The organism is Pseudomonas sp. TH08 (assembly GCF_016651275.1).
Classification (GTDB): Bacteria; Pseudomonadota; Gammaproteobacteria; order Pseudomonadales; family Pseudomonadaceae; genus Aquipseudomonas.
The window spans coordinates 544740-559249 of the sequence record NZ_JAEKEE010000004.1 but is presented as its reverse complement, the minus strand read 5'-3'; the positions used below and the strand labels follow the sequence as shown (position 1 = coordinate 559249).

Genomic DNA, 14510 nt, shown 5'->3' with positions numbered 1-14510 from the left:
AACCTGCGCACAGCTGCCACCCTTCTTTTAGTAGAGAAGGGGCGTGGCCCTACTTTTGGAATTAGATAAATGTTCAAAGTAACGCCAAATCCGCCAGAAACCGACCCAATCCCCTACGACGCCGCACTAGAACCTCAAAACATCAAAGAGGCCACCGAACGCGCCATCAACTTCTACCTCAATCCCTCCGCACTGAAGACTTCAATCCCCACCCGCAAGACCGGCAGGATCTACCTCATCGACCCGACGGTCGATGACGAAACGCTGCTCGTCGAGGCGACTGAAACCTTGTCTTCTGCCAGTGACATGGCGCGTGAGCTCGCCGATTCGATAGACATTTCGCAGCGTCGGAAGATGCTGATCCTGCAACAGGTGATCATGCTCAGCGAGCTGGTGGTGGGTCGAGTCCTGGACAACCAGCGCTTACCGCACTAGTCGCGGTGTAGATGGGTGAGGGGGCGTGCCCCCTCATTGCACGGAAGCATCCGCGAACGCGGTGCTTCACGTTTTCTATCCAGGAACCTGAACCGGTTCTTGTTGGAGCTTCAGCTGATGTCCAAGCCACCCGAGCCACCGATCACCGATCCGGCGTCGCCGTATGCGTCGCCCAATTCACGAAAGCTCCACGAAGCGGCCGAGCGTGCGCTTGATCATTACCTGTTGCCTGCCGCGATCGTGGCCACACCCTACACGCCCAACGCTCTTTTCATGGCCAACCCGCACGCAGACACTGAGTCGTTGCTGACCAACGCTTGCGGGTCCTTGGCGTCCGCTTCGGTCATGCTCGGCAATTTTGCCGGGATGCTGGAGGGATCAAACCGCCATACCCTGCTGGGTATTGCGCAGGTGGTCATGTTGGGGGAGTTGGCGGTGAACAAGGCGCTGGATATCGTTGTGCCAACCGAGTAATCACGCACGTTAGTCGGGCTTGTGGGTGTCTGGTGAGGCGGCATCGCGAGCAGGCTCACTCCTACATTTGGAATGCGTTCTCCTGTAGGAGTGAGCCTGCTCGCGATGACGCCAGTTCAGGCAAAGAATCTGCAAAAGTTGACCATCCCTCAAGCCTCAACCCCAACCATCAAACAATCAAGCAGTTAGCCTTTGCGGCTGACTGCTTTTTGTTTCTACAGGTGATCGGCGTCGATCACAGCCTTGGCGAACGCCTGCGGATCTTCCTGCGGCAGGTTGTGGCCAATCCCGCCGTTGATCAAGCGGAACTGGTATTTGCCGGTGAAGCGTTTGGCGTAATCCTCGGGCGCCGGGTGCGGTGCGCCGTTGGCGTCGCCTTCAAGGGTGATGGTCGGCACGCTGATCGACGGCGCGGTGGCCAGTTTCTGCTCCAGCGCCGCGTATTTCGCTTCGCCCTGTACCAGGCCCAGACGCCAGCGGTAGTTGAACACGGTGATGTCGACGTGATCCGGGTTCTCCAGGGCTTTGGCGGAGCGGTCGAAGGTGGCGTCGTCGAATTTCCACTGCGGTGACGCCAGTTGCCAGATCAGCTTGGCGAAGTCGTGGGTGTTTTTCTGGTAGCCGTCGCGGCCACGGTCGGTGGCGAAGTAGAACTGATACCACCACTGCAATTCAGCCTTGGGCGGCAGCGGATTCTTGCCGGCGGCCTGGTTGCCGATCAGATAGCCGCTGACCGAGACCAGCGCCTTGACCCGTTCCGGCCACAGCGCCGAGACGATGTCCGCCGAACGTGCGCCCCAGTCATAACCGCCGAGCACCGCTTGCTTGATCTTCAGTGCGTCCATGAAATCGATGACGTCACTGGCCAGCGCCGCCGGTTGGCCGTTGCGCAGGGTGTCTTTTGAGAGGAACTGCGTATCGCCATAACCCCGCGCATACGGCATCAGCACGCGATAACCCTTGGCTGCCAGCAACGGCGCGACCTCGTCGTAGCTGTGAATGTCGTAGGGCCAGCCGTGCAGCAGAATCACCACGGGGCCATCGGCAGGGCCGGTTTCGGCGTAGGCCACATCAAGCACACCCGCCTGCACATGTTTCAGCGGGCCGAAGGGCGAGGGCGCCGAATAGCTGACCGCAGCAGGTTCAGTGGTTTGTGCCTGAGCCGTGCCAAAAGCGCCGAACAACGACAGCGCCAGCATCGAAAGTCCGAAAGCGGTTTTGCGGGTGTGCAGTGCCATCTTCATGGTGACGTCTCCTGTGCGAGCCTTTGGTCAAGGGTTCTGAATGAATCCTTCAAACCTTGAGTGCATTTGAGCGCGAGGACGTATCTGGGCTGTGTCGAAGTGGGGCGTTGTTGAGTGTCGCTGTATCGCGGCGGGGTTGGTACACAGTGTGATGCACGGCGCGAAACGGCCTGATCCTTGACCTGAATCGGCCAAAAATAATAAGTGGCTGTTTTAAAACAAAAAATATTTCAATTCGTGCTTCACAAACCAAACTAATGTTGGTAAATTACGCCCCGTTCTCGCAGCGATCCTCACGGAGCCGCTGACAAGAGCTGTAGGGGCGTCGCCAAGCGGTAAGGCAGCAGGTTTTGATCCTGCCATGCGTTGGTTCAAATCCAGCCGCCCCTGCCATATTCGAAAAAACGCCAACTTCGCAAGAAGTTGGCGTTTTTTTATGCCTGCGATTTGGCCTGGCAGAGCAGGGATGGCCTGCGCGGCGCCGAGGCACCGCGCAGGCTCTGCACTCAGTGCGGTGCGCGCGGGATGGTTTTCATCAGGTCTTCGGGGCTGATGTGGCCGACCACGCTGCCCGGTTGCGGCAGGTTGAGGATGTGGCCTTTCATCTTGCCGATGATGTGCATCTCGCACGGCTTGCAATCGAACTTCAGCGTCAGCACTTCATCGCCGTGGATCAACTGCATCGGCGCGACTTTGGTGCGCACACCGGTCACGCCTTTGGCCTGTTTCGGGCACAGGTTGAAGGAGAAACGCAGGCAGTGCTTGGTGATCATCACCGGCACTTCGCCTGGCTCTTCGTGCGCTTCATACGCGGCGTCGATCAGCTTCACGCCATGACGGTGATAGAAGTCGCGAGCCTTCTGGTTGTACACGTTGGCGAGGAACGTCAGGTGCGAATCCGGGTACACCGGCGGCGGGCTGGTTTCGGCTTTGCGGCCGCCACGCGGGTGCGCGGCGACGCGGGCGGCGGTCAGGGCTTCGATCACTTCGCGACGCAGGGATTTGAGCTGCGAGTTCGGGATGAAGAATGCCTGTGGCGCATCGAGTTTGATGTCGGTGGCGTGGTACTGCGTGGTGCCGAGCTGACCGAGCAGATCGCGCAACTGTTCCAGCGCTTGCTCAGGCTTGTTGGCCACGCCGAACGGGCCGTCCAGGGTGACACTGGCGCTGATGCCTTCTTCGCTGGTGGCGGTGATTTCCAACTGCTCTTCGCGCAGACGGGCGAACCAGCTCAACGCCACACGACGCTCGGAGGAGGTCTTTTGCAGTGCCTGTTGCCAGTTATGGTCGAGGTTGCGATTGAGCGGGTGGTTCGGGCGCAGCTTGAACAAGCCTTCCGGCATTTCGTTCGGCTCGACGCGGTAGCGGTAGCGCTTCTCGCCGTCTTCTTCGAACTCGCCCTTGGCTTCGGCGATGTTAGCGCGGAAACCGACCACGTCACGTTTGACCAGCACGTTAAGGCCATCGCCGTTGGACAGTGGCTCGTGGGTCACGACCTGCATGTCACGCTTGCCGACTTTTTCGACGGTGCCGACCGGCAGACCGGTGAAGGTCGGCGAGTCGAACGCGCCGATGTCGATCTTGCGATCAGTCACGAAGTAGTCGGTGCTGCCCCGGTGGAAAGTCTTTTCCGGGTCCGGCAGGAAGAAGTGCGCGGTGCGGCCGCTGGAAGCGCGGGCGAGGTCCGGACGATCTTCGAGGACGTCGTCGAGGCGCTGACGGTAATAGGCCGTGATGTTTTTCACGTAGCCCATGTCCTTATAGCGACCTTCGATCTTGAACGAGCGCACGCCGGCTTCGACCAGGGCGCGGATGTTGGCGCTCTGGTTATTGTCTTTCATTGATAGCAGGTGTTTTTCGTAGGCGATCACGCCACCCTTTTCATCTTTAAGGGTGTACGGCAAACGGCAGGCCTGCGAGCAGTCGCCACGGTTGGCGCTGCGCCCGGTCTGCGCGTGGGAAATGTTGCACTGGCCGGAGAACGCCACGCACAACGCGCCATGGATGAAGAATTCGATGGCGGCGTCGGTTTCGTCGGCGATGGCGCGGATCTCTTGCAGGTTCAGCTCACGGGCCAAAACAAGCTGCGAGAAACCGGCCTGGTCGAGGAATTTTGCTCGCTCCAGGGTGCGAATGTCGGTCTGGGTCGAGGCGTGCAGCTCGATCGGCGGGATGTCCAGTTCCATCACGCCCAGATCCTGAACGATCAGCGCGTCGACACCAGCGTCGTACAACTGATGGATCAGCTTGCGCGCCGGCTCCAGTTCGTTGTCGTGGAGGATGGTGTTGATGGTGGTGAAGATCCGCGCGTGATACTTGCGGGCGAACTCCACCAGATCGGCGATTTCGCTCACTTCGTTGCAGGCGTTATGGCGGGCGCCGAAGCTCGGGCCACCAATGTAGACGGCGTCGGCGCCGTGCAGGATCGCCTCACGGGCGATGGCCACATCGCGGGCAGGGCTGAGCAATTCCAGATGATGCTTGGGCAAGGACATAGTTTTTTTAGTCAGGCTGTCACGGTTAGGCGCGCATTCTACCCCCGAAACGCGCGCCCGGCACGCCCGTGCTGCCCGAAGGTTGCTCTATGTAGGAGCTGCGGGACGCTGCGATCTTTTGATCTTCATGTATTGGATCAAAAGATCGCAGCCTCGCTGCACTCGACAGCTCCTACAGGGTTTTGTGCCAGACACAGATGCAATGGTTGACACCAAAACCTGTGGGAGCTGGCAAGCCAGCTCCCACAATGATGCGGTGTTTACACTATCAGGCTTTGGCGGCCATGGCGGTGACTTCCACGCGCATGCCTTCGACGGCCAGGGAGGCCACGCCTACTGCGGCGCGCACCGGCCAGGGTTTGGCGAAGAAGCGTTTGTACACCTCGTTGAACGCGGCGCGGTCAGCCATGTCGGTGAGGTAGATGGTCAGGTGCATGACGCGATCCATCGAGCTGCCGGCGCGTTCCAGCGCAACCTTCAGCGCTTGCAGCGTGCATTCGCTCTGCAGCGTGATGTCGCCCAGTTCCAGGCTGCCATCGGCATGAGTCGGGATCTGCGTGGAAACCATGATCCCGCCGAACGTCGCGACGTCGGAAGAAATCGAGTCGGCGTCCGGATCCGGAGTGAACGTGATGTCTTGGTTGGCCATGCTGATCTCTTGTTCGAGTGAGTAAGGATCGCGCCAGTTTACAGATTCATCGTCGACATGGCCCGTTTGCTCTGTACCGACAACGAGCAGGACCATGAGCAACAAACCGACCATTGTGCTGATACACGTCTCTTGGCGGCGCGGCGAGATCAGACCGGCTGTGTGGCGTTTTCTGCTGCGATTGCCGAGCGAACGCTTGGGCGCTCGGCAATGCCTTTCATATAGGCCGCCAGCGTCGGCCAATGCTCGATGTTGATATTGAACACCGGCAGCCATTGCAGAACGGTAAACAGATAAGCGTCGGCCACGCCGAACGTCACCATCAGGTATTGCTGATCTGCGAGCTGGTGACAGAGGAAATCGAGGCGTTTGCAGAGCTTCTGCTTGAACATCGTTTTGACCGTGTCCGGCAAGTCCGCATTGAACAACGGTGCGCTGCCACCATGAATTTCCGAACTGATGAAACTCAGATGTTCCTGTAACCGTACGCGCTCCCAAGTGCCCTGTGCCGGTGCCAGCGTGTTGCCGGGAACTTGATCAACGAGAAACTGCAGGATCGCCGGCCCTTCCGTCAGCACCTCGCCATTGTCCAGTTCCAGCGCTGCGACGTAGCCCTTGGGATTGATGGTGCGAAAGTCACGGCCATCGGCGGTGCACTTGCTCTGGTTATTCACGCGAATCAGTTCGAAGGGTAACTCCAGCTCGCGCAGAACGATGTGAGGCGACAGCGAGCAGGTCATGGGTGCGAAATACAGTTTCATGGCAATGCCTGGTAAGGAGGAGGCGCCAGAATCCATTGCGGCGTGGGGATTCGCAAAGGTCATTTGTGCTGTTAGCGTATGACAAAATCTCATGAGCGCAGGATTGCCAATGATCGCCAGACTTCCTTCCCTGAACGGCTTGAGAGCCTTTGAGTCCGCCGCTCGGCATATGAGCTTTACCAAAGCGGCCGAAGAACTGAATGTCACGCAAACGGCGATCAGTCATCAGATTCGTCGACTTGAAAACGAGCTCGGCGTGCAGCTGTTTCTGCGGCTCAAGGATGGCTTGGCGCTCAGCGACGACGGGCAGGCGTACTTTCCTGGCCTTCGGGCGGCGTTTCATGAGTTGCGCTATTCAACGGAGCAACTGCTGGCGTCGCGCAACAACAGCGTGTTGACCCTCAGTACGCTGGTGTCGGTAGCGTCAAAGTGGTTGCTGCCGCGGCTGCCGTCATTTCAGCAGGCATTTCCCGAGATCGATGTGCGAGTCAGTGCATCCACCGATCTGGTGGATTTTCGCAAGGGCGCAATCGATGCGGCGATTCGCTACGGCCGTGGCGACTGGAAAGGCCTGCGCGCTGATTTTCTGATGTCCGATGAAATCTTCCCGGTGTGCAGCCCGGCATTGCTCAGCGGCCCGAAAGCCTTGAACGTACCTGCGGATCTCGCTCACCACACTCTGTTGCAGGTCAGTGGCGTGACGGCCGATGACTGGAGCACCTGGCTGGGCGCGGCTGGCCAACCATCGCATTTGGCTGCCGGGCCACGGCTGACTTTTGACCTGGCACTGATGGCGGTGCAGGCGGCCGTGGACGGGCAGGGCGTGTGCATCGGCCGTTCGACCTATGTCGATGATGACTTGCGTGCGGGGCGTCTGGTCGCGCCCTTCAGTCTGCGCCTGCAAGATCCCTTGGGTTTTTATCTGGTGACGCCACATGAAACGGCCGATTCGAGAAAAATCGTCGCGTTGAGAACATGGTTGCTGGCGATGCAGCAAGACCGCGAAACGTTTGTATAAACGTGTATCGACGCCGGTCGGATACACACGCCGATAACAAACATCGGGTTTTACGACACATCCGCCATACATGCCCCACGCAGAGTAGAGGTCACCCCAACCTTACGCTCAAGAGGGCAACATCATGCGCCGTCCATTGCTTCTGTTAACCGCTGCAATACTCGTGTCCCTGACCGGCGTCGCACACGCCGCTGACATCCAACCCAAAAGTTGGCAGCAAGGCCTGAGCCGTACCGATCTGGTGCGTCAGGACCTCGGCGCCGCCGATCGCGAAGTGCTTCAAGCGCGGGTCGATTTCGGACCAGGCGTGACCTCGCCACGGCATGCGCATCCCGGTGTCGAGGTCGCGTTTGTGATCAGCGGTACATTCGAATATCAACTGGAGGGCAGGGCGCCGATGACGCTGAAGGCTGGCGATTCGCTGTTTATCCCGGAGGGTGTTGCGCATATCGCGAAGAATGTCGGCGGGGACAAGGGCTCAGAGTTGGCGACCTACATCGTCAAGAAAGGCGAGCCACTGTTGATCCTCAAACCATAGCCCTAAGATCCCTGGCCGTAGTAAATCTGGTGGAGTATCAGCACCTCCATCAGAGCCACTATCACGCAGAATCTGACGAATCCCGCAGTAAAGACTCTGCGCGGTTTTTCATAGGTAGAGTCGAAATTGCACAGCACCAACACAACAGCCAGCAGTAATTTCAAGACGCGCATCGATTCTTCCCTGAACCTGCCATTTCGGCAGTGACGATCTTAATGCAGGGTAACAACCCTGCGACTTTCGCCAATCCGGATCCGGTCCAGCGCTCTATTTAACGCATCAAGTGCATCGAGAAGCGCTTTGGCCTCGGCTTCTCGACCGTCACCCCACAGGCGTTCGGCCATTTTGTTCAAGGCCTGGATCGAGCGCTCGATGTCGGCGGCGGTTGCGGTCTCTTTACTGACCGGTTGTTTTCTGGGCATTCAATGATGTTCCTGCAAAACGTTGCGTATTCGGTAAGTTTTATCACGAACCCGTCGCGGCAAGCGTGCGAAAGGGCTGTGCCCTTACCCAATCAAGTGCGTTATTGGCTGCACTTTATTGCGGCCGCCCCGCAAAATACCGACTCGGCACTTCGCCCAATACCTGTTTGAACACTGTCGCAAATGCACTTGAGCTGCTGTAACCCAAGACCATGGCGACCTCTGTGATCGACTGACCTTCCCCCAACAAAATGATCGCCGCGAGCAGGCAGGCCTGTTGGCGCCATTCGACGTAACTTATGCCGGTATGCAGCCGAAAATGGCGGGTGAAACTGCGGCGGCTCATGCCCGCGCGTCGAGCCATGTCATCGATCCCCACCTCCAGTGAAGGCCGGGCGAGGAACTCGCGGCAGATCAACGCCAGGCGTGGCTCGGCGGGGAGCGGGGCATTCAGCGACAGGGCAGGCATTGCGGCAATTTCATGCAGCAGCAACCCCATCAGATGGCCATCGCGGCCCTCGGTGACGTATCCCGCAGGCACTTCGATTGCCTTCAACAGCAACTGCCGCAACAACGGCGACACGTCTACGACCTGACAATGCGCCGACAAACCGAGTCGCTGTGCGGCAGCAGTGTCGATATAGGTATTGTGCAGCGTCACCGGACCCCGCATCTGCATCGCGTGCGACAGTTGCGCCGGTACCCATATGCCGCGTTGGGGCGGTACCACCCAGTTGCCTTGTTCGGTGAACACGGTGATGACACCTTTAGCCGCGTACGCGAATTGTCCACGTGGATGGTCGTGGGTCGGGAACAGCGTTCCGTCCGCATATTCACGTGCGGTCACGACAGCGTCGTGCGAGGTATTTTCGTAAGGGGGCAAGGTTATTTCGCGCATGGCCCGATTCTAATGAAATCTGGCCTGCGGTTGAAAGCGGGCCAGTCTGATTGTCGGCATATTTCTTCAGGCACGAGCACTGACGCTCAACTCTGGAAAATGCCTGACCATGCAGAAGAAACATCTTTTACTCGCGGTGCTGGTGACGGCCGTTTGGGGGATTAACTTTCCCGTGACGCGCCTCGGTCTCGCCGACATCGACCCACTGTTGCTGACTGCATTGCGTTTCGCACTGGCGGCCTTGCCTTGGGTTTTTATCGTCGAGCGACCCCGCGTAGCCTTTCGTTGGGTGGCCGCTTACGGTCTGATTTTCGGCGTCGCCATGTGGGCCATGATCAACCAGGGAATTGCATGGGGCGTGCCGCCCGGTACGGCATCGCTGCTGATCCAGCTCAGTGCATTTTTCACTCTGGGCTGGGGTGTGCTGTTGTTCGGCGAGCGCGTGCGACGACTGCAATGGCTGGCCAGTGGGCTCGCTGCCGCAGGTTTGCTGGGGATTGTGCTGTGCAGGCCCGGCGACGCATCGACGGCAGGTTTTGCGCTGGTCATTGCCAGCGCCGTAGCCTGGAGCATCGGCAACATCATTATCAAAGTGTCGAAAGTGCGCGAGATCTTCGCTTTCGTGGTCTGGGCGAGTCTGTTCCCACCCATTCCCCTATTGCTGATGACGTGGTTGTTGCATGGCGCAGCGCCGTTCACCGCGTTACCTGCGCAGCTCAATGCGATGACGCTGTTTTCACTGGCGTTCCAGGTCTATGCCGCGACGCACTTCAGTTATTGGGGGTGGAATCTGTTGTTGCGTGAATATCCGGTGTCGCGCGTGGCACCGCTGTCACTGTTGATTCCGGTATTTGGCATCGTCAGTTCAATGCTCATCCTTGGCCAACAGCCGAGTCCGTCCAATTGGGGCTTGATCTTGCTGGTGCTGCTGGCACTGGCCTTGGGTTCCGGTAGCGCTCAGGTATTGTGGGGACGTCTTCGCAGGGACGGGCGGAAGGTCACCGCCCGTGTTGAAGAGCGTGTTCATGACGGGGCGTGCTGTGGTTTACAGCACGCCGATTCAGACATCCTTTCGCTCCCCGAAAGGCGTCAGTGACTTAAACGCTGTCGATGTTTGCGACGGCTGGCGCAGCCACTTTGGCGGGGGCTGTTTCGCGCAATAAAGTCGCCACCAGCAATCCCGTCAACACCGCGCCGAGGGCCAGATAAAGAGTGTTTTCCAGGCCGTGATGCTGGGCGATGTAACCGGCAATGGCCGGCGCCACGCCACCGCCGAAGATCTCGCCGACACCCACCACCAGCCCGGTCGCGGTAGAAGTCAGGGCTGCCGGCACAGACTCACTGGTGAGTGGCCCGACCGTCATGCAGATCATGCTGAAGTTGAAGAAAATCGTCAGAAACAGAAGAGCGAACAACTTCATTGGCTCGGCGCCGGTACCCATCAACAACCACAGGAAAATGCCTGTGGCGACGAACGATATCAGCACCACCGGTTTGCGCCCGATGCGGTCGGACACGGCCGGCATGATCAGTTGCCCGAGGAAACCACCGAGGCCGATGGCCGACATCACAAAGCCCATTTGCTGTACGTCCAGGTGCAAATAGTCCATCAGGTAATTGGGCATCATCACGCTGACGACAAACAGGCACGTCAGCATGCAGAACATGCCGATGATGTTCAGCCACACGTTGCGATAGCGCAGGGCGTCGAGCCAGCGCGGTTGATCGACGGCGGTCTGGCAGGGGTTTTGCTGTGGTGCGGCGGCACGGGTTTCCCGTAAGTGCCGGTACATCGCCAGGGCCAGCAGAAAGCCCGGCAGCGATACGATCACAAACACCCAGCGCCACGACGGCACCACCAGCAACAGTTGAGTGGCGAGGATCGGTGCCAGGCCCAAACCGAGGATCGGGAAAAACGCTTGCTGGATGCCGATGTTCATCCCGCGTCGTGCCGGGTGCGAAGACTCTGCCGTGGCCGCCAGCGCCGTCGGCGTGAAGGCACCTTCGGAAATGCCCATGATCGCGCGGATCAGCATCAACCCGCCGATCCCGCTGGCCAGACCGGAAAGTCCTGCGAGTAGCGAAAACACCAGAACCGCCGGGATCAACACTTTGCGTCTGCCGATACGATCAGACAGCCGCCCCATGAAAATCGAAGAAATCCCCCACGCCAGACCCAGAATTGCCGTCACGTTGCCCAGATCCTGATAGTTCAGGCCGAGGTCTTTCATCATCACCGGAAACAGCGGCAGGATGATGAACCGATCCAGACCCACCAGACCGAAACCCAGTGCCAGCAAGGCCACTGCTTTGAACTCGTAGCGAACATCCCACGCAGATTTATTGTTGTTCATGGTTGTTACTCGTTGGAGTTGAGGGAGGCGGCCATACCAGCAGCCTGGCCGCCGGTGGCTTAGAAGTAGATCAGGGCCTCGACGAGTCCGGTCAGTTGGGTTCGATCACGTCCGGCGCCGAACGGATGATCGTCGGCATTGCCATCGAACACGTCGTAACGCATTTCGGGACGCAGCGAGATGTACTTGTTCAGGTCATAACGCAGGCCAGCGGTCACCGCGTTGAAGTTGCCGCGCGCGGTGGAGGCGGGCAGCAGGATGAAACCGTCAGGGTCGGCAAAGTGCTCGGCGCGTACCGAGTACGAAAGATCCGGGCGTTGCTGATAAGTGAGCACCGCGTTGGCGCCCCACCAGTGCGCGCCGTCGAAACCGGGGCCGTTGATGATGTCGACGGTGCTGGCTTTGCCGTCACCGTCCTGACGGCCATATACCACTTCGGCCCCCATCGACCAGTTCGCGTCGAAGCGATGCCAACCGTTGAGCGAGTGCTGTTGTTTGAATTGGCCGTCAGCCGAAACCAGGCGCGAGGTCGGCGCCTGCACATCGCTGAAACTGTCGTTCTGTTCATCGCCGAGGATGAACTCGTAGTCGATCCAGGTTTGCATGTCGGCGGTGCGCCAGCGCAACGCGCCCATCAGCGACTTGCTGTCGTTGTTGTCGCGCAAATTATTCCAGCCCTGCACCACGCCCAGTTCCGCACCGAGAATTCCCGACGCGCCGTTGTATAAACGAGTACCGAGCAGGACGCCGCTGACTGTGCCGGGTTCGCTGACGAACGCGTAGGTTTTGCTGGCGAAAGGGTTGCGTGCGGCACGAATGTTCGGCGGGATTTCATAACCCAGCGCCGGGCCGAAGACACCGGCCATGGCCGTGATGCCGAGGCCGTAGGGCAGATAAGCGGTGGCCGCGATGTTGGGGATGGCGAGGAATTTTTGTTTGTCGCGCTGGGCCTTGGCCAGGTCGTCATCACCGGGCGAGTTGACGTCCCAATGCATGTCCCAGCCTTGAGTGCGGGCGAATTGGGCGTTGCGCCCGTAATTCATTTCAAAGGTAAAACCGAAAGATGCTTCGGTTGGCGCCGGGCCGGGCAAAGGCGTAATACGTGGGATCATGTCGCCCTTGAGCGCTTTGTCGACGAACAGGTGCAGGCCACCCCATTCCAGTCCTTCGTCAGCGAAACCCACCAGCGGCAGATTGCTCAAGCCGTCCTGACGTTCGTCGTGAGTGGAGCGGTTATTGCGCGAGTAACCGACGTCAAACAATCCGGAAACCGTTATCCCGTATTCCTTTTCCAGCGTGTCGCCGAAGAGGCTGCGAAACAGCGTGCCTTCGCCCGTTTCAGCTGGCTCGGCGGCGTGGGTATTGAGCGTCGCGAAGGCGGCTAGAACCGCACCAAGCGCTTTCACCTTGATGTTGTGCATTGTCTGTCTCTTGTTTTTGTTGTCAGAACTTTGATGGGGGTGGGCATCCATGCCCGCGAAAACTCGGTGTCAGACGTGGCAGGCTCGGGCGTCATTGACGGCGGCTTGCTGATCGACGTTTTGCTGCAATTGCTGACGCAGGGAATTGAGCAGTTTTGGCAGCGCCGAGAGCTCGGCCACACCGCCGTAGCAGTAGTAATCCGGGCGCACAATGACGGCCTTGAGTCCGGCCTCAGCCATGAACTGCAAGTACTTGCCGGACACGTCGCGGTAGATGCCTTTGGCGCTGTCGGATTGTGACGCGAGGCGCACGACTTGCAGGCCGTAGCCACGAATGAACGCCAGTTGCTGCGCGTCGAGTTGCGCCAACGGGTCTTCGTCACCGCGCACCAACAGGTGGAAACCGCGCTGAATCACATCGTCGTAGCGGTTGACGTGACCGTCGATTTCAATCGAACCGTGTACCCCAAGAATGCCGCGCACTGGGCTTTCCTCCTGCAACAGGCCGCCGGTCAAACCGGGGAACGGTGGCAGCGGCGCAACGTTGCCGCTCAAGTACGCGGCGTCACGTTCGGCGGCTTTTACCGGGTCGGACACGCAGACCACTTTGCCCATCGCCATGGACGCTTCGATCACTGCTCGAATCTGCGGTTTGCGTTCCAGTGTGTAGCTGTCCAGCAGGCTATTGTCGGCCAGACCGCGCAGCATAAGGTCGAGGCGCCAGGACAGGTTCCAGGCATCACGAATCCCCGAGCACATGCCCTGGCCCATGAATGGCGGCATCACGTGGGCGGCATCACCGGCGATCATCACCCGACCGCTGTGCCATTTGGCGGCGATGCGCGAGCGGAATTGATAAACCGCGTGGCGCACCAGATCGGCGGTCTGCGGGGTGACCCAGCGCGACAGCAGCGACCAGACCTTGTCGGTGTCTTGCAGCTCTTCGAGGGTTTCGTGGGGCAGGCGCATGAACTCCCAGCGACGAAAACCCGGACCGCCGGGCACCATGGTGGTCGGGCGCTCTGGGTTGCACCATTGGCCGATGTCCGGCACGTCCAGTTCCACGCCAGATTTTGGTTGCAGGTCGACCACCAACCAATCTTCCTGGAAACCGAGATCCTGCCATTCAATGTTGAGCGACTGGCGCACAAAACTGTTGGCGCCGTCGGCGCCGATCACATAACGCGCGCGCACGCTTCGCTGTTCTTCGCCCAGCGTGAACTTGCCGTCCTGACGAATCACCCGGTTGAGCAACATGTCGCAGCCATCGGCGTCTTGCTTGAGCGCGGAGGCTTCCCAGCCTTGATGGATCTGTACGGTGTCGATGCTTTTGGCTTTGCGATCCAGCGCCGCTTCCAGCAACGGCTGATTGAACAGGTAGCCGAACGGCCCGTCGCTGATCGATTCCGCCGACCAGTCGATCTCGACCAACACTTTCCAGTCGGCGTTGAACCATTGATAACGCGCCGAGGGTTGGGATATTTTCGCGAGCTCTTCACCCAGCCCCATCGACAGGAACACGCGGCGGATTTCGTGATCATGGAACACCGCGCGCGGCAGCGGATAAAGCGCCGGCCAGCGCTCGAATACGGCGACCGAATAACCTATCTGGCCAAGCAAAATGGCCAACGTCTGGCCAACCGGGCCATAGCCGGCGATGGCGACATCGACTGTAATGTGCTGATTCATGACTGTGCCTCGTGTACTTCGCAATGAATGCCCGGGCATGGCGCGGCCGTCGCGCGATCGGGAGGACTCGCGCCATGCAGGAATGTCAGGTCAATGGCTGTGCGGCAGGGCG

Annotated in this window: 14 protein-coding genes and 1 tRNA gene; 6 read left to right on the top strand and 9 right to left on the bottom strand. The window is 59.3% G+C overall.

Annotated features, from left to right (window positions below; translation table 11 throughout):
* The first annotated feature begins 69 nt into the window (after nucleotides 1-69).
* Nucleotides 70-435, top strand: a complete 366-nt coding sequence (locus JFT91_RS19615; RefSeq protein WP_201233556.1) for a DUF6124 family protein — start codon at nucleotides 70-72, stop codon at nucleotides 433-435.
* A gap of 117 nt (nucleotides 436-552) precedes the next feature.
* Entirely contained in the window at nucleotides 553-909 is a 357-nt protein-coding gene (locus tag JFT91_RS19610; protein ID WP_201204175.1) for a DUF6124 family protein, read from the top strand.
* A 215-nt stretch (nucleotides 910-1124) separates the two neighbouring features.
* Here JFT91_RS19610 and JFT91_RS19605 read toward each other — a convergent pair whose 3' ends face one another.
* Entirely contained in the window at nucleotides 1125-2153 is a 1029-nt protein-coding gene (locus tag JFT91_RS19605) for an alpha/beta fold hydrolase (RefSeq protein WP_201233555.1), read from the bottom strand.
* A gap of 318 nt (nucleotides 2154-2471) precedes the next feature.
* Between JFT91_RS19605 and JFT91_RS19600 the strand changes: the two genes are divergently transcribed.
* Nucleotides 2472-2546, top strand: a tRNA-Gln gene (locus tag JFT91_RS19600).
* Between the two features lie 113 nt (nucleotides 2547-2659).
* Here JFT91_RS19600 and JFT91_RS19595 read toward each other — a convergent pair.
* From JFT91_RS19595 to gstA, 3 genes are all read right to left on the bottom strand, one after another.
* Nucleotides 2660-4648, bottom strand: coding sequence for a peptidase U32 family protein (locus tag JFT91_RS19595; protein WP_201204173.1), 1989 nt, complete (start codon nucleotides 4646-4648; stop codon nucleotides 2660-2662).
* Nucleotides 4649-4916: 268 nt separating this feature from the next.
* Complete coding sequence (locus tag JFT91_RS19590; protein ID WP_201233554.1) at nucleotides 4917-5297, bottom strand: RidA family protein; 381 nt, start codon at nucleotides 5295-5297, stop codon at nucleotides 4917-4919.
* Between the two features lie 149 nt (nucleotides 5298-5446).
* Entirely contained in the window at nucleotides 5447-6058 is a 612-nt protein-coding gene (gene gstA / locus JFT91_RS19585; RefSeq protein WP_201233553.1) for a glutathione transferase GstA, read from the bottom strand.
* A gap of 109 nt (nucleotides 6059-6167) precedes the next feature.
* Here gstA and JFT91_RS19580 point away from each other — a divergent pair, with 109 nt between their 5' ends.
* Both JFT91_RS19580 and JFT91_RS19575 read left to right on the top strand, forming a co-directional pair.
* Nucleotides 6168-7076 (top strand): transcriptional regulator GcvA, encoded by a 909-nt coding sequence (locus JFT91_RS19580; RefSeq protein WP_201233552.1) that lies wholly within the window; start codon nucleotides 6168-6170, stop codon nucleotides 7074-7076.
* Nucleotides 7077-7200: 124 nt separating this feature from the next.
* The gene (locus JFT91_RS19575; RefSeq protein ID WP_201233551.1) at nucleotides 7201-7614 is read left to right on the top strand and encodes a cupin domain-containing protein; all 414 of its coding nucleotides are present in this window, start codon (nucleotides 7201-7203) and stop codon (nucleotides 7612-7614) included.
* A 212-nt stretch (nucleotides 7615-7826) separates the two neighbouring features.
* Here the strand turns inward: JFT91_RS19575 and JFT91_RS19570 are convergent, their stop codons facing one another.
* Both JFT91_RS19570 and JFT91_RS19565 read right to left on the bottom strand, forming a co-directional pair.
* Nucleotides 7827-8036, bottom strand: a complete 210-nt coding sequence (locus JFT91_RS19570) for a hypothetical protein (protein ID WP_201233550.1) — start codon at nucleotides 8034-8036, stop codon at nucleotides 7827-7829.
* Between the two features lie 115 nt (nucleotides 8037-8151).
* Entirely contained in the window at nucleotides 8152-8934 is a 783-nt protein-coding gene (locus tag JFT91_RS19565; protein WP_201233549.1) for an AraC family transcriptional regulator, read from the bottom strand.
* Nucleotides 8935-9043: 109 nt separating this feature from the next.
* Between JFT91_RS19565 and JFT91_RS19560 the strand changes: the two genes are divergently transcribed.
* On the top strand, nucleotides 9044-10030 hold the full coding sequence (locus tag JFT91_RS19560; RefSeq protein ID WP_201233548.1) for an EamA family transporter: 987 nt from the start codon (nucleotides 9044-9046) through the stop codon (nucleotides 10028-10030).
* A gap of 1 nt (nucleotide 10031) precedes the next feature.
* Here JFT91_RS19560 and JFT91_RS19555 read toward each other — a convergent pair whose 3' ends face one another.
* The 3 genes from JFT91_RS19555 to mhpA form a co-directional block, all read right to left on the bottom strand.
* Nucleotides 10032-11288 (bottom strand): MFS transporter, encoded by a 1257-nt coding sequence (locus JFT91_RS19555; protein ID WP_201233547.1) that lies wholly within the window; start codon nucleotides 11286-11288, stop codon nucleotides 10032-10034.
* 59 nt (nucleotides 11289-11347) lie between these two features.
* Complete coding sequence (locus tag JFT91_RS19550) at nucleotides 11348-12709, bottom strand: outer membrane beta-barrel protein (RefSeq protein WP_201233546.1); 1362 nt, start codon at nucleotides 12707-12709, stop codon at nucleotides 11348-11350.
* A 69-nt stretch (nucleotides 12710-12778) separates the two neighbouring features.
* The gene (mhpA, locus tag JFT91_RS19545) at nucleotides 12779-14398 is read right to left on the bottom strand and encodes a bifunctional 3-(3-hydroxy-phenyl)propionate/3-hydroxycinnamic acid hydroxylase MhpA (protein ID WP_201233545.1); all 1620 of its coding nucleotides are present in this window, start codon (nucleotides 14396-14398) and stop codon (nucleotides 12779-12781) included.
* Nucleotides 14399-14510: the final 112 nt, after the last annotated feature.